The following is a 24,818-nucleotide window of genomic DNA, read 5'->3' as shown; positions in this document are numbered from 1 at the left end:
ATGACAAGAGAATACGAATCTGATGCAGATAGAACTGATCAAGATATATCTGAAGCGGGTCAAAACTTAAAAAGAGTAAAAGATAACGCCGATTCTCTCATGGATTTTGCAGATAAACATAAGAAAGACTTATCACCTACTACCAATACCACTCCAACCCACACCTCTACAGAAAATAACGGCTCAAAACCTAATATCAATGATAAAAAAAATAGCACAGCTGCAGGAAATATCGGTTCAAAAAATGCTACGGAAATAGGAAAAGATTCTGCTAAATCCGCAGGCAAAGAAGTCGGTAAAGAAGCTGCAAAAGAAGGTGTTAAGCAAGGTTCAAAAGCCGTGGCAGAAGCAGCCCTTGCATCTACTGGTGCAGGAGCTGCCGTTGCAGCCGGACTAGAAGCAACTGATAAACTAGCCAGTGTAGTAAAAGATATCGGCAATAATACAGCAAAAGGAATATCACAAGCTGGGGAGGATGCAAATAGCGCTAGTGGTAAGATCAAGGCATATAAAAGAAAAGCTCAAAACATGGCTGAAGATGACTCAATAGTCAAAGTATTTGTAGCCACATTTGGAGTGATCATAGGACTAGTTATCTTTATTATCGTAATAATAATAAGCATCATATTTACAATATTAGCGCCTGTAATGAATCTGTTTACTGCAATTCATAATGGTTTTTCTACCGCTGGAAGCGCTTTAGAACATCTAAGCTCTGATGCAACATTTGAAGATGTTGCATATTACTATAAAGATAATATCAAAGATGCTTTAAATAAAGCCTTCGATGAGACATGTTACAATGAAGTATTACAGATAGTAGAAGAGCAGGACTATGATCTAGATGCTACAATGGAAACATACAAAGAAAATACTTTCCCATATGTCCTCGATGGTGAAAACTGTAATGTAAATTACTTGGAAATACTTACAGTTATGTCTATGGCTGAAAAAAACAACATTTTAAATTTTGACCATGACAGCTTTATGAAACTATTTGAAGATCCCGAGTTTCTAAGATGCTTATACGATTTATCTGTTGAAAAAGTCGAGGTCTTTGATGAAGATGAATATGATTCAGATGGTACTTTAATCCATAAAGGTACAGGAGAACTATTATACACCTATGGAAATGTCAAAATACAGCGCTATCCACTAAAAAAAATCTTTGATTATTTTGGTGTTGATCCTTACGGACCAAATTTCAACTACCCAACACTAACCAATTACCAAGCTTTATCAATAATAGAAACATATACCAAACAAGAAGCTATGGATATAGAATGGGGCTCTTCAGTTACAAGTAAATTGCTTGATTACACAAATTACACTGGTGAAATTACAACATCCGGTGAAAATATATACGCCAACGAAATGTATAAGGATGAAGTAGTTGGTAATTATAACATCGTCAATGGCGTTCCTGTATATGCCCAAAGCGATCCTGCATGGGGACAAGAAAGCTATGGTTCTAAAACAATCGCAAAACAAGGCTGTTGTTTAACATCCATGGCAATGGTTTCATCATATATGACTGGAGAAACCATAACACCGCTTACCATTTCACACCTTATTAAGGAAAAATATCACGGTGCATTAGTACGATCAGATATAGCGAACCACTATGGTTTCAAACAATATATAACTCAAGCACGTTTCAACACTCCTTTAGTTGTAGGTGAATTAGCCGCAGACAGAATACTAATCGTACATATAAAAGGCGGGCACCTTGGTCACAATGCAAAAGATAGCCAAGGTAATCTATGTGGTCACTATGTTGTGTTATCAGGAGTTGATTCAACCGGTCCTGAAGCAACTTTTACGATCAACGATCCTGCTGGTGGAAAGACATATACTTTTACAGCTTCTGAAGCAGCATATCATCTTGACTATATCTGGTCATATGGAAAATAAATGAAAGGAATCGATTATGAAAAAAAACGACAAGAAAAGCCTTATCATGATCATAGTAATCGCTTTATTAATTGTGATTCTCTTTATGGTAGTGCAGGGACTTATCAAAGTGCCAAAACTCAATTCAAAAAACAATTCTTCTGAGCTGGGTTCTATCACTATGACAGCGGAAGACTATGATGAATCACAAGAATATGAATGGCAATACGATGAAATTATTGAAAGTGATGATAAGGTATTTACCAACATTCAAAACCTTGATCTCGTATCAGATGACCTGACATTACAAGCAATTGAAGATATAGACTCAGAACTGTCTAATTTTCTCATGCTAAATGGATACTCTGGAAAAGATGCAGTTAATCTAGCAATCATTGAAAGCTCAATTGTAAATGACCGCTCATATCCATATTTTGAAATGAGCATAGAAAACGATGAGATGGTTATAAAAGCACACTATGACCTTCCAAATTACAAATGGGTTTTTGCTAAGAAATAGTGATTCTAGTGCGTTTTTCAAATCATAATTCATAAAAAAAAACACATAAAAAAGATTGTAAAATAATTCTCTTATGGTATAGTATACTCATATCATAGGAGGATTTTTTTATGGATGAAAACCAACAACAGCGCCCGCTGGATTATTTTAAAATTCCAGCAAATGCAATAAGTACCAGTTATTTCTTCAACATACATATTTCTCACTGGATAGAGGCAGTTATCTTTATCTTTTTAACAGACAAACTAATATGGCATATAAATTTCGTACCAAGAGTCAAATGGATAATCATATCTGTCCTAACAATATCATTAGGATTTATTTTCCTAAGAGGTATAAAAGGAAGAACACTGACTGAAGCAATCATTTACGCAATCATTGGAATTAAAAAAAGAAAAGAATATCACTTAGGAGGAATTAATAATGACAGAAAAGCAGCAGACATGGCAGAGTTTGCGGGACAGTCTGGAGCAGAACAACTTGCAACCTTCATCAAACAAAAACTCCGTTTCCTTGAAAAAAGATACGGCCAAGAACCCACAGATGAAAATAACACATAAGAAATCGACAGTCCAAATTGGGCTGTCAAATAACAGCTCCCCTGTTAAAGCTCAAAATACTTCTTCCAGCACTAAGATTAGACTCACAGAAAATACTAGAAGAATAAACTCTATATCTGCCGGAAACATAAATAATGCTCATAAAATCACTCAAAAAAAGCAACTTATTCCTGAAGCAAATAGCAACACCAGCATTATTGAAAATATCGCCAGCTCTGATCCGGTTAAAGCTGCTATAAAATCTGCTGACAAGGAAATAGGAGTTTTATATAGGAAAGCAAAAAAATTATCACAGAAAAAAGAAAAAGAAGAAAAAACAAAAAAGAAAAAGCAAAGAAAAAAAGAATATGCACAAGGATATAGTCAGGAACTCGTTCCCATCAAAGAAATCAAATACGGCATTATAAAAACAACAACCGGTATGTATGTAAAGATCCTTGAGATCTTGCCTATAGATTATTATTCATTTACACCAAGTCAAAAAAACAAAGTGATTTCAAACTACAAGCACGTTTTTCAAAATACAACCAGAGAACTTCATCTGAAAGTTATAAAGGATACTAATAACCCACGAAGGATAACTGATTATATCAAACAGCGTTGTGAAGAAGAACATCACCAGCGTGGTCTGGATAAAAAAGTAATAGCTTGTGCTCAGGATAAAATTGACTTCATAAACGAGTTGTGTAAAGAAGTATCCATTACATCACGATACTTCTTAATCTACAAGTACGAAGGAAAAAGTGATGATATCAATGAAATATATAGCGATATAGAAACCATGAAAGTTCATTTTACGAACATTTTTAGGACAATGGGAAATACTGTAATCGACTATGACAGTTTAGCAGACGAGACTTTTGCCACCGCTGACATCCTTTACTACTTTTATAACAGACAGACCTATAAATCAGAATCCTTACAATCCAGAATAAACAGAATAGTATCTGATTGCTCATTCTACAATATGCAAAACCCAGACAAACGAGATGTTTATGATGGTGACTTTATTGCTCCTAAAGGAGCTAAGTTCATAAAAAGTGACTATATCATCCAAGATGGCATGTACAAAACATGGTTTGCATTAAAAAGAGATTCACACCCGGAATGTGCAGAAGCTGCATGGATAGATATTCTCACAAATAACAGTGCTGGAGACGAATTAGATATCTTTATCAGAAAGCTTCCCAAAGAAACAGCACACTATCTTCTTGGAAAAAAATCTGATGTTGAAAATGTTCTTGCTCCTTACATGGCAAAAAGCACTGAAAAATGGAACAACTTTGTGCCAAAAGCCAGAAACACAAAAGAAATCATAGCTGAACTCGATAGGGGAGAAGACCTGTTCGAAGTTGTAATCATTATGACTATCGCTTCAGAAACATTACGTGGACTTAGATATTTAAAAAATTCATTGCTCCAGTCTCTTAATAGCAAAAAGCTCTACGTTGAAGATTCATGGCAATACTGCTACGACTACTATAAAGCAACCCTTCCACTAATGGAAATGCCATACGCGCTCTTTACTAGAAATAGTCATAACTACCTTACAACATCGCTTCAGTCATTATATCCATTTACCTCTTTTGAGCTTTGCGATACAACCGGCACAGTGCTAGGCGTAAGACAACATTCTAGTTCCATCGTTGCATTTAATCCATTTAATACAAAGCTTGCCACAAATGCCAACATCATATTGGTAGGCGGCTCCGGTTCAGGTAAAACCTATTCAACGGAAGTTTTGGCAAGATCAATGAGATTAACCGGAATACGAACAATGTTTATATTGCCAGTTAAAGGACATGAGTATGAAAGAGGATGTAACTCTATTGGAGGTTCGTTTATAAGAATCGGACCGGGTAAAAAGGACTGCATAAATATCATGGAAATAAGACCAGAACAATCAATTGATAAAGACATTCTCACAGATAATGCAGCCTTTTCGGAAACATCCCTTCTTACTAAGAAGATTGCCTTCCTTACAACATTCCTTCAGCTACTTAACGCAAATCAAGAATTCACTCCTGAGATATTCAGCACAATGTCTTCTGTAATAACCAATCTTTATGGTCAATTCAATATCACAACAGATAATGAATCGATATGGGAAGACAGAAAGCATAAAAAACTCAGAAGAATGCCTGTTATATCAGACCTATACAATGCTTTTATGGAACATACCATACTGGAGAACTGTGCAAGGATCTTATTAGAGTTTATAACCGGCGCATTTGCAAACTTCAATGGCCAGACAAACGTTGACCTTGATAACAACTATCTATGTTTTGATGTAGACGAAACAGATATGCAGAAAAAATACTTACCAGCATGTCTCTATATCGCGTTTGATGTCTGCTATAGCCTGGCAAAACAGAACCGACTCAGTAAAGATATGATCTTTTTCGACGAGGTATGGAAGATGCTCATTACAAAATCAGCTGCTGAACAGGTAAGAGATATGGCAAAGCTCATAAGAGGTTATGGCGGTGGTGTTACATTCGCGACACAGGAACTTAATGACTTTATGAACAATTCTTTTGGAGCTTCCATAATGGCTAACTGTGATACAAGGTTAGTGATGAAGCTAAAAGATAATGAGATTCCTCTGGTTACAAAGCACATTCATCTAACAGAAGACGAGAAAGACGACATAATATCTTTTAACAGAGGGCAAGCATTATTCTTAGCCGGAAGCAACAGGATAAGGATAAATATTAAAGCCTCACAAAAAGAAGACCGTGATTTCACTACAGATCCTAACAAATTGAAACATTACGCAGAAGAAGATTCAAAAAAACAGATCTCATAAAAGCAAAACTTCAAGATGTTTAGAAGAAAATTGAAGTTTTATGTAAGGTAATATGCACAAGTTGAAGTTCTATCAGCAGAAATTAAAGTTTTTCCATCCAAAAAGTTTAAAAAGTGATACCCAAAATTCAATTTTGAATAATTTGAATCCTCAAACTTTAAATTTCAACCTAAAAACTTTAATTTCTTTACATGAACATCTGTTAAAAATAAAAGATTGGACAAGCAAATTTGATTTTTTAACACCATTATAAAAAGCAAAAATCAAAGTTCTATGTCCAAAACTTCAAGTTTAAAAGGAGAATAACGAATATGTATAATTCAAACCTTTCTAAAGAGCAAAACGAAATCCTTAAATTGATAGAAAAGTATGGCGTCCTTGATATTTCACAAATATATGCCCTATATGCACCAAAGGACAGGAACAGCATAGATTGCATGGTCAACATGCTTAGCGCCTACAAATACATCAACATACTTAATGGTCATGTTCTTGTTCCATTAGGAAACTCCTCTATAGATTTAGGAGCATTATCCTGCCTATGGACAATGCTAAAAGTAAGTAATTGCCGAGAAGACGTAATCAAATCATTTGCAGCCGCTGAGCCGGCATTTTCATACATGATAGTAAATAACAAGGATTCCTATATATTCGTTAATATCACAAGTACTGAAACCGTAAAGATCAGGGCTATCCAAGAGAAGATTGAAAAAGAAAAGGGAAACAAACATTTTTCAACCACATATATCTTCGTTACAACAGATGAAAGCGTAAAAGACATAATAAAAGAAACAGAATTCAAAGATAACATCTATGTTGCAATGCTTAATTACGACAAAGAAACAAAGGTTCCCGACATAAAATTACTCAAAAAGAAAGCCTCTTGATGGCCATAGAAATCCATTTATTCTAGTGTGTTTTTTATATTTTTTAAAATCCATAAATACACACTAGAATTCAATAGATGATTAGAGCTGTTATGCGATTTTTACTCCAAAAACTGTTTAGGCTGTAGAGAACAATTAACAACTCATTACTAAACCTGCTTCCAAAGGCATCATTATTTACCAAAAATGATTGCTCTATCAAACGCAAGATAGACACAGGAAGAAGATTAAAAAAGGAAACTAAATAGAAGGGAACGATACAAAACAAGAATAGAGAGAAAAAGAGAGAAAATCGAGAATGAGAAAAAAAGCGTATCTAAAAGGATATAGAGGAGAGATTCTAACTGCGATATTAGAAAATGGCTTCATTCCACGTGACATCATATACATGTACGACAAAGCAAAAGCCATACAGATGCAGCGAATGATAAAAATCTTGAAAGACGAAGGTGTGATAGAAGAGCAAAAGACCATAAATAAGACGAACTATTTAAAACTCACAAACACCGGAAGAGAACTAATACTTAGCGAGGCAAACGCCGAGCTAGCCGCCATATATAACTCCTCCGCGATAAGGCAACGAATACGTACTCTTGCAATATCGAAACCAATCAGAAATAAAGAGAAGGAAATAGAATATCGTACAAGTCAAAATAAATATATAAATGACACCACGGTTAAAATCTTTTCGAAACTCGCAGGCGCCAAAACAAGCAAAGAACTTAACGCAAAAGAAAAATGCAGCATCAAAGAAAACTCCCTCTATCTCGATAGTGTTCAGATAAAAAATATAGGTTCATATCAAGCCACAGTGCAAAACATATTAGGATCACAAAAAATAACTAATTCCAGAATAAATGGGGTAAGCATCACAAAAGGTGGTGTGTACGCAATGTACTCAACTGGAAAAAACACCCCCGAATGGAAAAGAAATGGAGAAGTAAAGATGGCAGCATGTATACAAGCTGTCGTAGCCAAAAGCGTTGAAAATGTAGACCTAAGTGATTACGAAAAAGAAGCTGTGATTATATCAAAAAGGGATTCCACATTTGTTAAAGTGATTGAATCTGAATATAAATCCCATAGCCAGAGAAGAACACTTATGAATATAGACTTTGCTTACGAGCACATGTACTCACTTCCTTCTTCCTATGAAGGCATAAGGGTATTTAGAACAATGCAGCTGCCTAACTGGCAAGCAAAGATAAAAGAGCAATTATTATCTTCAAAAGAAATCAAAGAAAGCAACTATGTATCAGTATCCTGTGATGGCTATGACAAAAGAGAAGGGATATATAAGCTTATATATTGTATTCCCGACATGACAAAACTAAAAAGCTTTTCAAAAAGAGCTGCTATAGATGAAGAAAGAGATAAATACCACATATACTGCTATGAGTCACAATTACCACTAATAAAAGCAGTTACAAGAAACGGAAAATACGCCAAGTTATTTGTAGTAAACATGGATGGAATGGAAGAAGAACTATATAAAGACATACACTACCAAGCTATGTGATATATTTCTAAGCTTTCATCCACAGCCCAATTTGGACTGTGCGCCATATCTAAATCACCAGACTTAAACAGGAGTTACAAATGTACAACATACTTCATAATCGAAAAATTTCCACCTTTCTTTCAAGAATTCTAATCATCTGCCTTAGTGTACTTGGAGGATATGGCGGCGAAAAGCTTTATGATCTCAATACTACAGTTAAAGAGCAAAAGATAGTAGCAGATAGAAAACGAGAAGAAATCCAGAACAACACAAAAAGTATCTTAAAAAACTATTCTGGTTCAGTCACTGATTCAACTACCAAAGAAATAGTAAATCAGAAAGATGCATCAAAAATTGCAGAACAAGCTGCAAACTTGGTCTCGACCAAACTTATAAACAACTCTATTTCTGGGCTCGCTACTAAAGAAGAAGTACAAGCACTTGAAAAAAAGATATCTGATATGTTTTCTTCCTACGAGCTATCCGACTCGCAAAAAGAAGACTTATCTAAAACAGTTACTTCAATCATTGAATTAGACCTTAATAGCCTGAGCAAAGATTCAAATGCTCATACTGCGTTGTCTGATGCTGCTCGCAAGAACATCGAAGACCTCCAGACAAAAGCAACCTCTCTGCAGAGCCAAATCGATGAGATAAATAATAAACTTTCAAGCATAACCACAGAAACTAATAAGATACAAGGAACAATAGCATCTTTTGAAGGATATGCAACTTCTGATAAGACAAGCACTATGCAATCTAAAGTCGATGAGCTAACTAAACAGTATGAAGATATTCTTTCAAAATACAACAAACAGACAGATAAAATTCAATCACTTATCAAAAACAATACGACAAATACTAATGCTGAAGCATTAGAAGAACAGATCACCACACTGCACTCTTCATTATCAAAGCTACAAGAATCTGCCACTTCCGAAGTATCTGCTTTGGAAAAAAGAATAGAGGAGTTAAAAACATCTTCGACCGACACGATAATCGATGAACTAAAATCAAAGATTTCAGAACAACAAGATCAGATCTCGACATATAAAGATAATATCAAAGACCTAAAGCGTACAATGACTGACCTAAACACTCAGCTTAATGCCATTAGTGATGATAATGATGCCCGCAAAAAAATAAATCAGCAATTAAAAGATAATACTAATCTGATAAACCAAAATCAGTCAAAAATTGATTCTGCTAATAGCAATATCTCAGATATGGAAGAAGAGATAAGCAAACTCAAAAATGGCACAGCAGATTCAATTGGAACTTTGCAAAATCAGATTGCTACTATTACATCATCTCTGACAGAAATGGATTCTACGCAGCAGACACTTGATGATCTGCTTAACAATTTGAAAAGTACAATTGGGAATCCAGATGAATCAGCCCCAGGCACGATATTAAGTAATCTAACTTCTACCCAGAGTACTCTTTCAATGCTTGAAGGAAGAATAGATGAGTTAGAAAAAAAGACTCAGAACATTAAATCCGGTGTCCATGTTCCTTTCTCATTTGGTGTCCAGAATGGTAAATATGGATACTTTGATGAAAATGCATTTGTGGATTTTAAATCGCAATCCGATATAGAGAATGCCGTAGCAGATGCTGCTGGAAATATGACAGGTACTGCAGAAAAAGATAAGTATATTGTGACAACACAGGGAACACCTGAATATAAGACCGATAATATAAAGAATAACTTTGTTGTATCTCTTGTTGGCTCTAAGGATCCTGAAGGAAACTATGTACTTAAAGCCAACGGAGATAACGTACATACACTTTATAAGCAAGTACAGGCTATAGGAAGAGCATTTTACGGACGCGGATCATTAAAATCATCAAAAGTTAATGCTGGTACACGATTACCTATGTCTGATTATAAAGATACTGACGGATACTACAGATTTAATCTTGGATATGAAGAACAGATATTCTTATCAGCAGGATACTATGACGCACCAATAAATGTATGTAATGGTGTTTTTAAAGAAGGAAAATTCAAAGCTACAACAAGAAGCATGAGCATTGATATGGGAGAGAATACATTCTACAGATATGTGGATACACAAGATATTCCAAATAATAATTCCAGAACATATATTTTCCCATCTGGAAAAGGCGAAGAAGTTGATTTAGGGATAACTAATAATTATAGATATGTAAATGCAAAAAATGTATATTACACAGGTTTAAGTGATGGCAAAGATACCGCTCCTATATACAATCTTATGGTAGGAGCCGGAATGTATGGAGGAGGTGCAACAGCTTCTTCAAATAGCGTGACGTTAACTAATACCAATGCTGCTTCATCTTTTATCAATGTTCGAAATTACAATTATGTTCGTATTCAAGCAAGTGGCAATTCACAATGCTCTATAACTTATATACGTGAAGATGGTTCATCTTATGCAGAAAACAAATTCAATTTCACTGATATTACTGTAAGGGTAAATAATGTTAGTTTTGTGCTTATTGCAATCAACATATCTAACGGAAGTAACGTAACTATTTCACGTTCATAAGATGAATGATATCAATTTAGTGCATCCAAAGGCATATCCATAGTGAAATTGATAAACAAAAATAACGTACCCAGAGGTTATTTTTATAGATACTCTATTTAAAAAGGGCAACATAAATAGAATGTAATATTCCTTTTTTGTAGCATCTTAATTTAAAATACTAGCCCAGAATTATAGGAGACAAATATGAATAAACACATGCAACGTAACCGAAAACTACCAATTATCCTTTCTGGAATACTAATAATCTGTTTTAGTACTCTTGGAGGATATAGTGGTGCAAAATTATATACTTCCAATAATACAACTAAAGAACAAAGAGCAACCGCTGTTATTCAAAAAAAACATATACAAGGGTCCACAGAAAAGATCATAGAAGCATACTCCAATTCAAATACTGATTTTGATAATAAGGCAACTACAAAAGTATTGATAAAACCGGAAGATGCATCAGAAGTCGCTGAACGAACTGCAAACTTAGTCTCGACCAAACTAATAAACAACTCTATTTCGGGGCTCGCCACTAAAGAAGAAGTACAAGCCTTGGAAAATAAGGTATCTGAGATGTTCTCATCCTATGAGCTGTCTGACTCCCAGAAAGAAGATCTCTCTAACGCTGTAGCAGCTCTTATTGAATTAGACCTTAATAACCTTAGCAAAGATTCAAATGCTCAAACAGCTTTGACAGATGCTGCTTATAAAAACATAAAAGATCTTCAGACAAAAGTTGCTTCCTTGCAGTCTCAGATTGATGATATAAACACTAAGCTATCAGCCATAACATCTGACACCACTCAGATACAAAGTGTAATCGACTCATCTCTTGATAGTTACACAACCTCTGATAAGACAAGTGCTCTGCAATCTAAAATCGATAAACTTACAAAGCAATATGAAGATATCCTTTCAAAATACAATAAACAGACAGCTAAAATTCAAGCACTTATCAAAGATAACTCAGACACTAGTGTCTCTGAAGCACTAAAAGATCAGATCACAACACTGCAATCTACATTGTCTAAATTGCAAGAATCTGCTACTTCTGAAATAACAGTTTTAGAAGAAAGGATAGATGAGTTAAAGACATCTTCACCTGATAAGATAATCAATGAGCTAAAATCAAAGATTTCAGAGCAACAAGATCAGATCTCAACATATAAAGATAATATCAAAGACCTAAAGCGTGCAATGACTGACCTAAAATCTCAGCTTAATACCCTTAGTGATGATGATGACGATGCCCGCGAAAAAATAAAGCAGCAAATAAAAGATAATACTGATTTGATAAATCAAAATCAGTCAAACATTGATTCTGCTAATATCGATATCTCAGATATGGAAAAAGAGATCAATAGATTAAAAACTGGTACAACGGATTCAATAGATACCCTGCAAGATCAGATTACAACGATCACATCATCTCTGACAGAAATGAATTCTACACAACAGACGCTTGATGATCTTCTTAAAAACTTAAAAAGCACAATTGGAAATCCAGATGAATCAGCCCCAGGCACGATATTAAGCGATCTATCTTCTACCCAGAATGCTCTTTCAATGCTTGAAGGAAGAGTAGATGAGCTAGAAAAGAAGACTCAGAATATCAAACCCGGTGTTAAAGTTCCTTTTTCCTTTGGCGTAAAAGATGGAGAATACGGCTACTATAATGCCGACAATACATTTGTGGATTTTAAATCGCAATCCGATATTGAAGGTGCCGTTTCGGATGCGACAGGTAACATGACAGGCACTGCAGAAAAAGATAAGTATATTGTGACAGCACAGGGAACACCTGAATATAAGACAGACAAAATAAAAAATAACTTTGTTGTATCTCTTGTTGGATCTAAGGATCCGGAAGGTAATTATATCCTTAAAGCCAATGGCCAGAATATACATAAACTACCAAAACAGACATTTGCAACGGGAAACAATTATACAGGAACTAGTGGCAGCTTAGTATCATCAAAACTAAATAGCGCTGCTCAACTTCCAATGTCAAATTATAATGATAAAGAACAATATTCTTTCAAACTCGGTAGTGCAGAACAGGTAACATTCCCTGCCGGCTATTATGATATGCCAATAAATGTAGCAAACGGACTGCTCCCAAAAGGAACATACAAAGCAACAGCCAGAGCTGCTAATATCGATATGGGAGAAGCATCATACTACAGACATGTAGATACTACATCTGTTCCAAACAGTAATTCAGGAACATATACATTCCCATATGGAAATGGTGAAACGGTTGATTTGGGTGAAACGAACGCATACAGATATGTAAACGCGTGGAATGTATACAGTAAAGGCTCTTCTGATGGATATAATTCAGGCTATAATGCCGGCTCCTCTGCTGGATACAATTCAGGATACAATCAAGGAAGAAGGTCTATGGTAACATCTTCAGATACTTGGATGGCAGTATTTGGTAATTCCCAAGCAGCTTACTCACCACTTATTGCTATTGGAGAAACCTTTACGTATTGCCATATCTCTTGTAGCGTGGCTAACGGTTCCTCACTTAATGATAGAGATACCTTGTTATTATATGGTCCGAATTGGACTTTTTTAAGCGAGACACCTATAAACAGAGGAATACCGGATGGAGATGGTCATTGGAGGCACTGTGCACCACAAGGAATTGCATTCATAATAATAAAAAATAATAATGGTGGATCACGAGATTACAATTTTCACTTCACGAATTGATAACGGATATTTTTGTTTGAGTGTGTTTTGATTGTAAACGTCAATAAAAAGAATAATAGAATATGGCAAAAAAAGGATACCTCATTAAACCAAAGACGGTATCCTTTTTTATACACATTATGATTTCAATTTTTTTCAAAAAATGCTTTACTTTTCTAATAAGTTGATGTACTATAATCACATAGTAAGTTTTTATTAAAGTCATTCATTAAATAACAGCAAGCGCACAGACTACGAGTAGGCATCTTTTACGATGGCTGCTATTTTTGTGCTTATTATATCTCAAGACACACCTTGCTCTAGGCTGATGGAAAAAGCTTAGATCTGGAGTATTTATACTTCTTTTCGGTAGTCTATCCTTTAGGGGGATAGAGGCGTGTCATTCTTATCAATTCCCTTATTTTAAAACAGATACATATACAGCGCGACCATTGTATATTGAGTATTTATACTCTGTATATGTATGTATGCCGGTAAAGTGTCAGTTGGCGTAAGGGATTAATATAGGTCAGATGGATTTCTGACTACATAAGGATAATTAGGTGGTTGCCGAGTATATCTCCAATCATCTAATAGTATATGGAGCAGGGATTTTTCTCTGTAACACCTGAAACAAAAGCAAAAATCATGGGCTTTCAACCAGCCCTTCAACTTTACGTTGTAAAAGATTCTGTGGATTTACCACAGACCGAGATTGATGCTTTCCCTAAAGAAGGGCGTAATTGTCTACGATAAAAGGACAATAACTGATAACGCGCTATGAGAGGAGTTGCGTTATTGGGATTTCTAGAAACAGGGTGGTGCCTGTCTAAATCTCTCATACCAACTGACGGGTCGGAACCCACCTTGCTTATCGACAAGGCAGACATTGATTAGATTCGATGTTAAGTAGGGTTCAAGGCCCTAGTCAGTTTTTCGAGGTTAACCAGCCTCAAAAAAATCCTGCCGAGCACGGGGTAGGTGATGTAATCAATAGTGTTTACATCTTTCAGGCCCCGTAGCGATCGCGCTCGGGAGGAGTTTAATATGGTTAAATCAGCAACACTTGCAATCAACTTTGTAGAGTTCAAAAAGGCTATGGCAGCTAATACAAAAGCTGCCGGAAAAGTAAAAGTTTATTACCTTGATTACATGTCAAACAAAATCAATGTAGAAACATTCTTTGAGTCTCTTAAAGAACTTGATGCAGAGCATCATTTCATCTATAACAACAATATGGATGAAGTTATATGCGATCTTGAGGCAGAAATAACTTCTGCATCAAGAGCATCTTTTACAAAAGTTGCAAACTGAAAAGTTGGGACTGTCGCACTGCGCGGTCCCTTTTTCATGCCTAATTGCTGGAAATGACACAAAATCTGGCTTTGATATGCCCTATTTATGCTTTGACACTCCCCACGCCTAAAGGCAGAGGATTCTTGCTACCTGCCGCTACATAGCGGCTAACCAATACATTTCTGCTAGGTCGTAGTGCAAGGTATGGGTATGCCATTACCCATCGTAGGGCAAAACGTATAGTTCCCTACGCAGTATGTCTGATATTTCTATCGCCAACATACTCAGTTGAGTTACAAAAAGACTATTTACAGTATTTATATATTCTGTCATAGTCTCTGTGATAAAAGATTTCTGTTCTCTCGTTATATAAAGTTTTACCTTTTCTAATGATTAGTTGTTATCTAATAAATCTTTTCTTTCTCTATTGAGTTCTATCATATCGGCGATAGTAGAAAAAAAATCATCTGTTGTATCTGGAACAGAAGCTCCATTATTTCTCCTAAGATCTTCTTGAGCTAATTTCGATTTTGCTTCCTGAGCAATTGAATCCAGTTTTTCATCTATTTCTCTTACCTGCTTCTGTGTTTTAGTTTCAAAATTTTTTATATCTGCCATTTCATTGGTCTCCTTATCTAATATAAGTAGCATCTTACTATTAGTTTTATGAATTTTATTATACTCCAATTATATCTTTCATTCTATATATGTCAATATTTGCGTTTTGGCGCTATATAGTGACGTTTCATGATATATTTCCATTTTGCTCTTACTCAATAATTTCAGTAATTATCACAAGTAAAGAGCTCACCACATCGTCTATTCCTGTTATTCTACGTAGTATACTTTTATCGATTAAATCATTGACGTAAAGCATATTTGCAGTATACTATACATATCAAAATCAGAAAGGTGATCACTAACATGCGTAAAAAAGTCAAAATACTCCTTATTTTTATTTCAGTAATACTACTAGGTATTTACATATATAGAATAAACTCCTCTACAATAACACTTGGAAAATACAAGAACCTACAAACAGGGCTTAAAGTAGAAACGGTCACTGATGATGCAATTAACAACGTTATCGATGAACTTGTTACAAATATGGGAGGCTGTTATAAAGAAGCCCAAAAGAATATAGAAGAAGGTGATAGAGTAGATATATCCTATCATTCAGTAAATGAAGATGAATCAGCTCCATTTGAAATGTCCCTAATAATTGGAGACAGTAATTATCCGGCTGAATTTTCTAAAGCAATTTTGGGCAAAACAATAGGAGACTCTGCCGAAGCCACATTATCTGGTGAGGCTGGATCAGAAACATATAAGCTGACCATAAATAGGGTTTATGAAAAAGCAGATCTGACAGATGAATTTGTCGCCGGTATGAAAATAGATAATGTTAAAACAGTTTCAGACCTAAGAAAGAATGTATCTGATTATCTTAAAACGCAGTATGAACAAGTATATAACGACGCTCAAAAAGATGCTGTCTTAAAAATTGTTCTGGATGATTCCAAAGTAAAAGATATCCCTGAAGATCTTGTTGTTGAATATCAAAACATGATAACAGATAAAATAAATGCAACCATTGAATCATGCAAAAAGAGCACAGAAGATGGGAAAAAAATCAATAAGCTTTCCTTACTTGAAGACGAAATGAAAGAGAACCAGTTCACCGGAAGTGTTGATGAATATATAAGATGGTACGCTGAAAAAGATGCTAAAGAATACCTGATATTTTCTAAGATTGCAAAAAAAGAAAACATCAAAGTGGAAGACAAAGAATTATACAGCGCTCTTGCTTCAGATTGGCAAAAAGAATCTGATAAATTTCCCACATTACTTGACTATATGGAAAGTTGTCCTTTGCAGCAATATGAAAGAGCAATACTCTGTGATAAGGTACTGACCTTTATTGCTGAAAGCTCTGAGGATGGATTGTATGATTCATCTAAAAATAAAAGTGATATATCAGCTATAAATGCATCTTCCAAATAAGAATAATCTTAAATACTTTAAATATACAAAATGAGGATATCTATAGACAGATGATCGACATTATAGGGAATAATTATAAAATCAAAATTGCTAACATGACCTTCCAAGGTGAAAATGAATATCCTATCATAACACACATACTAAAAGGTATGCTCGAATGGCATAGAAATGGTATATCCGCAATAAATATTGCTTCTGAAAATGATAAGTATGTGCTCCTATTAACAGAGCAGCAAGCTTACATCATTGAAAATAGCAACTGGCCCAGGTATCAAGCATTGCTAATAGATAGTGAAAGTATCATAAAAGAACTTCTATCTGACATATCAGAAAATATTGATAAATGGGCTTTCTTTGAGAGTGAAGCTGAAAATGAATTCAATGAAAAGAAACATAGGTTCAAAGAACTTTTATCTGTAGTTACTTTGTATCATAAAGCAATAGATAAAGGCATTGATTTTAAACTGATCAACAAGGCTGAATTAAAGTATGCGGATTTTTTGATAGCAAGCAGCAGCATGGGATAATGTTGTGTTTTTTATATATTAATACAACAAGATTAATTAATTTATTTAGAGAGTAAAATCAGCAGTATTTATGCGGGTTTCGGAAGATTAGTAGATACATAATAGGAATAAGATGTCTATAAAATAGGATTAAAATATATACATTTTTGGAATAAGATATCTACAAAATAGGAAGCTTTTTGAGCTACAAAATAGGAATATACAAGCTATAAAAACAGGTTCAAGCCAATACAAAATAGGAATAAGATGTCTACATAATAGGAATTAAGTGGAACAAAAAGGGAATGATAAATAGAGAACAATGAAAAAGCAGGCTTTATGCTGGTTTGCATAGCATATATTTTTTTTGAGATACATTTTTGGAATTTAAAAAAGCTTATGAGCTACAAAAAAGGTATGAAAAATAATAGCGATTTTGATTATCCATAAAATGTATGATTAAAAATATTATAACACTACATATTGATATTAATATATGATGGAAAAGTTAATTTTTTATTTTAAGTGCTACAAAAATGGAATAAAAACAAAGATGCTACAAAATTGGAATGACTATTGATATATGGGGAAATTCCAGTGATATAGCGAAAAAATGTTATCGTAATAATCTTAAAACAATACTTAAAATAGGAAGATGCTACAAAAATGGAATGACAGAGGCTATAAAATTAGAGAATAGTGCTACAAAAAAGGGATAGTGGTTATTTTGATAGGAGCTATGTTCCAAAAATGTAGCCTGTAGCTTAAATGCTGGCTTTAGAGAGCGAAAGAAGCTATAAAAATGGAATATAGTGTTACAAAAAAGGAATAAAGTGCAATGTTTTTGGGATAAACTACAACAAAAATAGGGTAAGAACATATATTTTTGGGTTGATTTTAGTTTTTTGCGACAATATAATTATTGTAGAAAATGAGTTTTGGAAGGGGATTAAATGCCAAGAGCAAAAAAATCTAATAAGGAATCAAATGCAAGAGATATATTGACTGGGAAGAGGTATTCCAAATCCAATGCGCTTGTAAATGCGAAAGGAAAGACATCGCTTCTTGGGCAAAAGCTTTTTGCTGTAGGAATTCAGCAAGCGGAGAGAGATGAAAAAACAGGGCGACTTGTGTCTACCTTATATGGAACAGATCTAAGAGCAATCTTTGGTAATAAGAGTGGTTCATTTTATGACCAGATAAGAGAGCTTGTAGAACCTATAAAAGGTAAACCATCTTTTATGGATTGGAGAGTTGTTTATACAGATGACGCTTCGCAGAGCATTGAGGCTATCAATGTGATCACTGACTGTAAATTTGAGAATGGAGTCCTGACTATAAAGTATAACGATTCTATAGCTGATCAGATATATGAACTCAAATCTAATTATACGGTATATTCCCTTGAAGAAACTATTCCACTTAAATCTCTATATTCATTTAGGATCTATGAAATATTAAAATCTGAGTATGACCTTCAAAGTCACCGGACTAAAAGGATGGGAATGAGCGTTGATCCTAATAAGGCATTTGTCTTGGAGATGGATCTAACAGATTTAAAACTGCGACTTGGTATTATTGACCCGACGACAAATAAAGATATATTAAAAGCAATAAAGCAGACAAATCCTGATTATGATTACATCGAAGAACTTTCCAAAGACCAAAAAGAAAACTTGAAATACATCAAGTATTCAAACTTTAAAAGGCTTGCGCTTGATAGGGCAAAAAAAGAACTTGCTGAAAAGACATTACTTTCATTTGATTATGACGAGATTAAAAATGGAAGAGGCGGAAAAGTAGTAGGTATAAGATTTTATATAAAATTCCATAAGAAGGATTACGTCGAAGATACAAAGAAGGTGCTTACAGAGGAAGATAAGGATAACGCTCTCGAAGAGATAATGGAAATTATTGATGAAAAACTTAAGCTACGAGAATATAAGTCTATAGCAGAAGCTGCTGGATATGATGTTGATCTTGTAAGAAAACAGTATGCTGCTATTCAGAATAAGAGCACAGATATCAGGAATCTAGTAGGATATCTTATAGAAGCAGTAAGAGAAGATTACGAAGAACCTAGCGTAAAAAGAGCAAAAAGCAATAATTCATTTAATCAGTTCAAGCAAAATAGCTATGATTTTGAAGAACTAGAAAAGCAGTTACTTGATAATTAAAAAAAGGGCTCAAAGCGAGCCCTTTTTTAATTGTTAGTCTATGTAAGATTTTTTACGAAAGCGTTCCATTTTTTTTCCCAAGAATCCATCATGATTTCACATTCTTTTACATTCATTCCACTGTAATAATATGAATTCCATATGAGTTTTTTTATTGCCTTAAGATCAATATCGCTTCCAACATATGTCATCCAGAAATCATAGGTAAGGCCATCATTTCCAAAAATCTGCGGATCATCAGAAGCGATTACACATTGAATTTCTGATTTTAAGTATCCAAATAGGGGATGTATCCTGATATCTGGGATGTATCTTAAAATCTGATTGCTTATCGGACATACTTCAAGTGTTTGTTTATTTTTAATAATCATTTCCTGAAGATGCTTATATCTATATAGATTTAATCCATGCCCTATTCTTTGTGAGCCGAGCAGATATGCAGAAAACAGATTATCATCATCAAATCGGTTGCTTTCACCATCGTGGAAAAATATAGGAACATCATTCAAAAGATTCCAATCCATAGTAGCATCTTCAATAAAATCTAATGTTGTAGCTCCAATATCTTCTTCTCCAACAAGATCAAAGCCAATAATAAATTTTGAATCGTTAGTAAGAGCTTTTGGATTGGAATTGATGTTTGGATCTTTGATCCATTTTTGCGTGAGCACCATTTTATTTATTGCTTGGTCTTTTTTATTGCCTCTCCTATTTGCTGTTATTATAAGCTTCAACTGGAAACTTTTTTTATCTGCAGCGGCATCTATATAAGCCTGCTTCAATAGTGCGATAAATTCTGGATTTGTTTCAAGGTTATACTGAGAATCCGGAGCAGGGCATTTTTTACCATCAAGTATATAATCATGATTGTCATATAAATTTTCTGTTATACCACATCTTAATTCGCAATAGTCTATATTATCATCAATTAAAAGCTTAAATGCTTCTGTATAATACATTTTGAATATATCACGGATTTGTAGAATCATATTGATTCGACTAAAAATATTCTGGAACTCATCCCAAATATAACCAATTCGGTCTATATAGTCATTTGTATTATCAGTAAGAGTATTAAGCTGTATTAATTCTTTTTTTCTGTCTTTATATTTAAGAACTCTTTCTAAAGGAGTGAATGTGTTGGGATCAATTTTATCGGTTTTAGTGAATTTAAAAAGTGTTCCTTTTTTGAAGGATACAGGGGTGGCAGCTCCTGTGGGGGTATATCCATAGTCTTTATTGAGTACAAAAATTAGTTTAGGATAATCTTTAGCCAGTTTTTCAATAAATTTCTCAAAATTATATGTTGAGCTTGAATGAATATGAAGATTTCCTCCTTTAGGCATCAAGGAAAACACCTCTTTCAAATTAATTCCGGAAACATCTTCCAACTGACTTTGATCATCAATATAGTCTTTTACTTTATAGAAAGGATTTGCTGGTGGATAGCATTTTGCTTGTATATCACTTTTTATTATTGCATTTATATCTGTTCTGGTTTTATCCATATCGTTAGATAATTTTTTTTCATATTCGTCAAGTTCTGGAAAGTCTCTATCAAAGCTGTATTGTGTGTCATAAAATTTTAGATCGTCAAAATCGGTTTTCAATTCATCTTTATTTTTTACTTGTCGTTGTGCTTCTAGTGCATCCACGGCTCCTGTGGATTGTGTTATAGGATGCGGAGCAGGAATTATCCTTTTAAAAGAATACTTTTTTTCTTCACTCATAAAGCCCTCCAATCTTTAAGCTAAAACAAGTTAATTTGGATTTTTTTATTGATTTTTGGTTATTTCAATGTCCCTCCTTTCAAACCTGTTAATAGTTTCAAATGAAAAAAATATGAGATTATAAAAATCACATATTTGGTTTTCTAATCTTTATAAAAAGGAAACAACGAATACATAAATATACGAGATAACGAAAAAAATATAACATATAAACGATGATAAGTAAAGAAGTATCGCTTGTTTATACATTTGTATAATTATAAATCAACATACTAATTCAAACTCTTTTATAAGTCTGCGGCATACCATCTTGTTAAGGTTTTTATTAACGACCATGGTTCTGCTTTCTTTTTTGAAGATGAAATGGCTTCCTTTTACATGGTCAAGTTCAAAGCCATTTTTCCGTATTAACTTACAAAATTCTTTGAAGCTGTATTGTTTTATCATCTTATCCTCCTGACTATTGAAATTTCATATAAAAAAGTATACTATACTAAAAGAGTGCTTTGATTATAATTTAGCATGAAAATAGAATACGTCAAGGAAAGTAGATCACATGCGCGGAAGAATAAAGATATGGTTTAAGAACAAATGGGAAGAAACAATATTTAGCGAAGCAAGCAGACAACTTGGCTCTGTTTGGTCAAATAATAAATACGCTCTTATTGCTGAAATGATTGGTGTGGTTATTATTTCTGCATATATTACTGGTTTTTTAGGACTTGCTTTAATGAATCTGTTTGGTAATGAGTATAGCTATTCCATAAGAAATGTATTTGCAGTGTGGAGTCATTATGGGATGCCATGGACTATTATCTCATTTGCTATTGTTCAGGGGGCGATTTTTAAAGCAGTCATTCTGTTCAGAACTACAACCAAAAGAGATGAACGAGGTTTTGATGTTAATCAGGAACATCCTTATGGTGATGCTGATTTCATGAGCCCTGAAGTCATGCATAAGAGATTTATATGTGAGCCAATAGAGTCAAATAAGGCTACGATATTTGGATGCGATCCCAAAAATGAAAAGATACTTATAGGACAGAAGCATCCTCAGCTCAAAGTAAATAGAAATTGCTTTATAGTTGCGGGACCTTCTGCTGGTAAATCAGCAACATTTATTATCCCTCTTATCTTACAAATAATGAGAAGAGGAGAATCAGCGATCATATCGGATCCTAAATCAGAGCTTTTTAAATTTTGCTCTGAACTCGGAAAGGCACTTGGATATGAAGTAAGACTCCTTTCACTTAATCCAATGTTTCTCAAAAATTCTGATCCATGTAATTTCCTAATGTATGTAGGAGACGATGTAGATAAAGCGCAGGTGGTTGCAAATGCAATCATCAATACCACAACAGCAGGAAATGAAATGTTCTCATTCTGGAACGAAGGAGCACTAAACCTTCTGCAAGCTATTATTCTAAGGATAACAGTAGGAGATGATTACAAGCCAGAAGAGAAAAACCTTCCGCAACTCTTCACATATATAACGACACATGATCTGCAGCAAATCGAAGCAGATTTTGAATATCTGTCGGATTCTCATCCTGCAAAGGCAATCTTTAAGATTTATAAAGATGGAGATGACATACCTAAAAAGCAGGTTCTTCAGGGACTTGGAATCAAACTAAAACTCTATAATTCGCCAACATTACGCAAGATATTATCAAGTACAAAATATGGGTTGGATGTACTTAATCCCGGAAGAAAGAGATGCCTTTACTTTATAGGAAGTAATGATCAGGATTCATCAATGGCATCTGTAGTTTCACTTTTCTATACGCTTGAATATCAGGAACTCGTTAGATATGCAGATATGAGAAAAGATGGAGAACTGCCGATAACAGTGCATATGGTCTTGGATGAGTACGCTAACATGGCAGCTATTCCGGATTTTGAAAAGAAACTATCAACCGTAAGATCAAGAAATATCGTTACCTATGTAGTTGTTCAAGATATTAATCAGCTCAAGACAAAACATCCGGGCGAAACGTGGAAGACAGTAATGAATGATTTAGATTATTTTATGCTTCTTAAGACAAATGATCCGGATACTATCAAATGGTGGCATGACATGATAGGTGAGCAGACAAAGGCTCTAAAGAATAAAGGTTACCAGAAAGCAAAAACAACATTTATTGATATTCATGATGATGAACATGTAAACGAAACTACTGGACAAGGATATGTAATGACTTCGCACCAGATAAGATCGCTAAAAGAAAATGAGATGCTTCTTTTGATGACGCAGCAAAATGTATTAAAGATACATACATTCTTTTGGAAAAGGCACCCTTATTCTAAATATATTACAGATGAGACAATGGTCCTTCCTGCACAGCATTATCCATATTGGAGACTTGTGGAAGACAACGTAGTCGATGAAGATTTTGATTATGACAATGAGCCGTCAATAGTAATAGACATTCCTTTGGATGAGAAGTTTGTAGGAAACGAAGGATATGATCCCGACAAGATGCTTGGCATTAATTCATCTGCAAGTTCAATAAAGAAGAGTGTTAAAAATGCTTTTGTTAGGAAGAATGAAGATCCAGCGGATAAGGAGAAATCGCAAAAAACAATTACAGAAATAAAAGTATCGCACATAACCAAGGAAGATATTGAAAAGAAAAAACATTCTACAGCCCAAATTGAGCTGTCAGAGAAAAATTCTGAAGAAAAAAACAAAGAAGAGGTAAGGCAACCTGTTCAGAGAAGAAAAACGCAAGTACAAAATCCAAAACCAAAACCAAAACCAAAACCAAAGCCAAAGCTTGCGGAGATGGTAAAAGAAGTAAATGTTGAAGATTATCTTTCTTCTTCAGTTGCAATAAATGATGCGGAGGAGTTGTAAATGTCAAAAGCACGTATAGACGTACCTGATGAATTAAAGGATTTTCTTGTAGTTAGTCACTGCGATGATTTCCCTGTAGATACTTATTATATTACGCCGGCACAGCTCGAGATTTTTCAAGCGATAGTTGATAACAGAGCTGTAGCGAGGGAAATGAGAAAACTTGGAATGAGTTATATGAATTCGACATTATTATATGGCCCGCCTGGTACTGGTAAGACCACAATGGTCAAATGGATAGCGCATAAGCTGGATATGGATTATGCATATCTTGATTTTTCACAGCTGATAAGTGGGGGGATATTTGGCTCAACAGCAAGGAATCTAAAGGCAATCTTTGATTTTATGAAGGATAAGGATTGTATATTTCTTTTAGATGAAATAGATTGTATCGCTGTTAAAAGAGGGGAGGAATCACAAGCCACAGGAGGAGAATTGTCACGAATAACAATCTCTTTAATGCAGCAGATGGATTCATATAGAAATACTGGCGCAGATACTATTCTTATAGGATGTACAAATAGAGCAGATAGATTAGATGCAGCTCTTTTGAGTCGATTTTCTATTACAAAAGAAGTTCCAAGGCTGACTAATGATCAGAAGTTTGAGTATATATGCCAGTTCCTTGATGCTAAAAATATTTCATATGAAGAAGCCAATATAAAAGATTACTGTGCAAAAACTGCAATAGTCCCTAATAGAAATATAGAGTCAGATATGGAAAGATGTGCTGTTCAGTGGATAAAAAATGGAAAAGAAAAGTATTATCTTGAACGTATAGAGGCAGCCAATGTATAGAAAGTATATTTGTAGATCAGTCGTTACATACAACACAAGTATTTAAAGGAGGATA

The 24,818-nt window shown here is 34.4% G+C and carries 17 protein-coding genes; 14 read left to right on the top strand and 3 right to left on the bottom strand.

Annotated features, from left to right (window positions below):
• The 9 genes from DL92_RS0110315 to DL92_RS0110270 all read left to right on the top strand — a co-directional run bounded on the left by DL92_RS0110315 (nt 1) and on the right by DL92_RS0110270 (nt 14,709).
• Nucleotides 1-1,914 carry a C39 family peptidase gene (locus DL92_RS0110315; protein ID WP_026667634.1) on the top strand — a complete coding sequence of 638 codons (1,914 nt, stop codon included), beginning with the start codon at nt 1-3 and terminating at the stop codon, nt 1,912-1,914.
• Between the two features lie 16 nt (nt 1,915-1,930).
• Nucleotides 1,931-2,413, top strand: a complete 483-nt coding sequence (locus DL92_RS0110310) for a hypothetical protein (protein ID WP_026667633.1) — start codon at nt 1,931-1,933, stop codon at nt 2,411-2,413.
• A gap of 110 nt (nt 2,414-2,523) precedes the next feature.
• On the top strand, nt 2,524-2,973 hold the full coding sequence (locus tag DL92_RS21505; protein WP_026667632.1) for a hypothetical protein: 450 nt from the start codon (nt 2,524-2,526) through the stop codon (nt 2,971-2,973).
• On the top strand, nt 2,957-5,782 hold the full coding sequence (locus tag DL92_RS21750) for a VirB4 family type IV secretion system protein (protein WP_026667631.1): 2,826 nt from the start codon (nt 2,957-2,959) through the stop codon (nt 5,780-5,782). Before DL92_RS21505 ends, DL92_RS21750 begins: the two co-directional genes overlap by 17 nt.
• A 311-nt stretch (nt 5,783-6,093) precedes the next feature.
• Entirely contained in the window at nt 6,094-6,669 is a 576-nt protein-coding gene (locus DL92_RS0110295) for a DUF5697 family protein (protein ID WP_026667630.1), read from the top strand.
• 298 nt (nt 6,670-6,967) lie between these two features.
• Nucleotides 6,968-8,188 carry a hypothetical protein gene (locus DL92_RS0110290; RefSeq protein ID WP_026667629.1) on the top strand — a complete coding sequence of 407 codons (1,221 nt, stop codon included), beginning with the start codon at nt 6,968-6,970 and terminating at the stop codon, nt 8,186-8,188.
• A gap of 80 nt (nt 8,189-8,268) precedes the next feature.
• On the top strand, nt 8,269-10,704 hold the full coding sequence (locus tag DL92_RS0110285; protein WP_026667628.1) for a coiled-coil domain-containing protein: 2,436 nt from the start codon (nt 8,269-8,271) through the stop codon (nt 10,702-10,704).
• A gap of 186 nt (nt 10,705-10,890) precedes the next feature.
• Nucleotides 10,891-13,416: a coiled-coil domain-containing protein gene (locus tag DL92_RS0110280; RefSeq protein ID WP_026667627.1), complete on the top strand. Its 2,526-nt coding sequence runs from the start codon at nt 10,891-10,893 to the stop codon at nt 13,414-13,416.
• A gap of 1,026 nt (nt 13,417-14,442) precedes the next feature.
• Nucleotides 14,443-14,709 (top strand): hypothetical protein, encoded by a 267-nt coding sequence (locus DL92_RS0110270; protein ID WP_026667626.1) that lies wholly within the window; start codon nt 14,443-14,445, stop codon nt 14,707-14,709.
• Between the two features lie 375 nt (nt 14,710-15,084).
• On the opposite strand, the gene DL92_RS0110265 is transcribed toward DL92_RS0110270, so the two are convergent.
• Nucleotides 15,085-15,309 carry a hypothetical protein gene (locus DL92_RS0110265; RefSeq protein WP_026667625.1) on the bottom strand — a complete coding sequence of 75 codons (225 nt, stop codon included), beginning with the start codon at nt 15,307-15,309 and terminating at the stop codon, nt 15,085-15,087.
• Nucleotides 15,310-15,615: 306 nt separating this feature from the next.
• Here DL92_RS0110265 and DL92_RS0110260 point away from each other — a divergent pair, with 306 nt between their 5' ends.
• From DL92_RS0110260 to DL92_RS0110245, 3 genes are all read left to right on the top strand, one after another.
• Nucleotides 15,616-16,695, top strand: a complete 1,080-nt coding sequence (locus tag DL92_RS0110260; protein ID WP_026667624.1) for a trigger factor — start codon at nt 15,616-15,618, stop codon at nt 16,693-16,695.
• A 50-nt stretch (nt 16,696-16,745) separates the two neighbouring features.
• Complete coding sequence (locus DL92_RS0110255) at nt 16,746-17,222, top strand: hypothetical protein (RefSeq protein ID WP_026667623.1); 477 nt, start codon at nt 16,746-16,748, stop codon at nt 17,220-17,222.
• Nucleotides 17,223-18,154: 932 nt separating this feature from the next.
• Nucleotides 18,155-19,378: a replication initiation protein gene (locus DL92_RS0110245; RefSeq protein WP_026667622.1), complete on the top strand. Its 1,224-nt coding sequence runs from the start codon at nt 18,155-18,157 to the stop codon at nt 19,376-19,378.
• Nucleotides 19,379-19,416: 38 nt separating this feature from the next.
• On the opposite strand, the gene DL92_RS0110240 is transcribed toward DL92_RS0110245, so the two are convergent.
• Both DL92_RS0110240 and DL92_RS0110235 read right to left on the bottom strand, forming a co-directional pair.
• Nucleotides 19,417-21,108 (bottom strand): amidohydrolase family protein, encoded by a 1,692-nt coding sequence (locus DL92_RS0110240; protein WP_026667621.1) that lies wholly within the window; start codon nt 21,106-21,108, stop codon nt 19,417-19,419.
• 264 nt (nt 21,109-21,372) lie between these two features.
• Nucleotides 21,373-21,555 carry a type II toxin-antitoxin system HicA family toxin gene (locus tag DL92_RS0110235; protein WP_026667620.1) on the bottom strand — a complete coding sequence of 61 codons (183 nt, stop codon included), beginning with the start codon at nt 21,553-21,555 and terminating at the stop codon, nt 21,373-21,375.
• Between the two features lie 109 nt (nt 21,556-21,664).
• Between DL92_RS0110235 and DL92_RS0110230 the strand changes: the two genes are divergently transcribed.
• Complete coding sequence (locus tag DL92_RS0110230) at nt 21,665-23,965, top strand: VirD4-like conjugal transfer protein, CD1115 family (RefSeq protein ID WP_026667619.1); 2,301 nt, start codon at nt 21,665-21,667, stop codon at nt 23,963-23,965.
• Entirely contained in the window at nt 23,966-24,763 is a 798-nt protein-coding gene (locus tag DL92_RS18965) for an ATP-binding protein (protein WP_051625300.1), read from the top strand.
• The last annotated feature ends 55 nt before the right edge of the window (nt 24,764-24,818 follow it).

Origin of the sequence: Butyrivibrio sp. AE2005 (assembly GCF_000686965.1) — a bacterium.
GTDB classification, from domain to species: Bacteria; Bacillota; Clostridia; order Lachnospirales; family Lachnospiraceae; genus Butyrivibrio; species Butyrivibrio hungatei_A.
This window is presented reverse-complemented; position numbering and strand designations above follow the sequence as displayed.

Coding starts and splice junctions, on each gene's coding strand:
- DL92_RS0110315 (WP_026667634.1), top strand. CDS start 1: ATGACAAGAGAATACGAATCTGATGCAGATAGAACTGATCAAGATATA.
- DL92_RS0110310 (WP_026667633.1), top strand. CDS start 1,931: ATGAAAAAAAACGACAAGAAAAGCCTTATCATGATCATAGTAATCGCT.
- DL92_RS21505 (WP_026667632.1), top strand. CDS start 2,524: ATGGATGAAAACCAACAACAGCGCCCGCTGGATTATTTTAAAATTCCA.
- DL92_RS21750 (WP_026667631.1), top strand. CDS start 2,957: ATGAAAATAACACATAAGAAATCGACAGTCCAAATTGGGCTGTCAAAT.
- DL92_RS0110295 (WP_026667630.1), top strand. CDS start 6,094: ATGTATAATTCAAACCTTTCTAAAGAGCAAAACGAAATCCTTAAATTG.
- DL92_RS0110290 (WP_026667629.1), top strand. CDS start 6,968: ATGAGAAAAAAAGCGTATCTAAAAGGATATAGAGGAGAGATTCTAACT.
- DL92_RS0110285 (WP_026667628.1), top strand. CDS start 8,269: ATGTACAACATACTTCATAATCGAAAAATTTCCACCTTTCTTTCAAGA.
- DL92_RS0110280 (WP_026667627.1), top strand. CDS start 10,891: ATGAATAAACACATGCAACGTAACCGAAAACTACCAATTATCCTTTCT.
- DL92_RS0110270 (WP_026667626.1), top strand. CDS start 14,443: ATGGTTAAATCAGCAACACTTGCAATCAACTTTGTAGAGTTCAAAAAG.
- DL92_RS0110265 (WP_026667625.1), bottom strand. CDS start 15,309: ATGGCAGATATAAAAAATTTTGAAACTAAAACACAGAAGCAGGTAAGA.
- DL92_RS0110260 (WP_026667624.1), top strand. CDS start 15,616: ATGCGTAAAAAAGTCAAAATACTCCTTATTTTTATTTCAGTAATACTA.
- DL92_RS0110255 (WP_026667623.1), top strand. CDS start 16,746: ATGATCGACATTATAGGGAATAATTATAAAATCAAAATTGCTAACATG.
- DL92_RS0110245 (WP_026667622.1), top strand. CDS start 18,155: ATGCCAAGAGCAAAAAAATCTAATAAGGAATCAAATGCAAGAGATATA.
- DL92_RS0110240 (WP_026667621.1), bottom strand. CDS start 21,108: ATGAGTGAAGAAAAAAAGTATTCTTTTAAAAGGATAATTCCTGCTCCG.
- DL92_RS0110235 (WP_026667620.1), bottom strand. CDS start 21,555: ATGATAAAACAATACAGCTTCAAAGAATTTTGTAAGTTAATACGGAAA.
- DL92_RS0110230 (WP_026667619.1), top strand. CDS start 21,665: ATGCGCGGAAGAATAAAGATATGGTTTAAGAACAAATGGGAAGAAACA.
- DL92_RS18965 (WP_051625300.1), top strand. CDS start 23,966: ATGTCAAAAGCACGTATAGACGTACCTGATGAATTAAAGGATTTTCTT.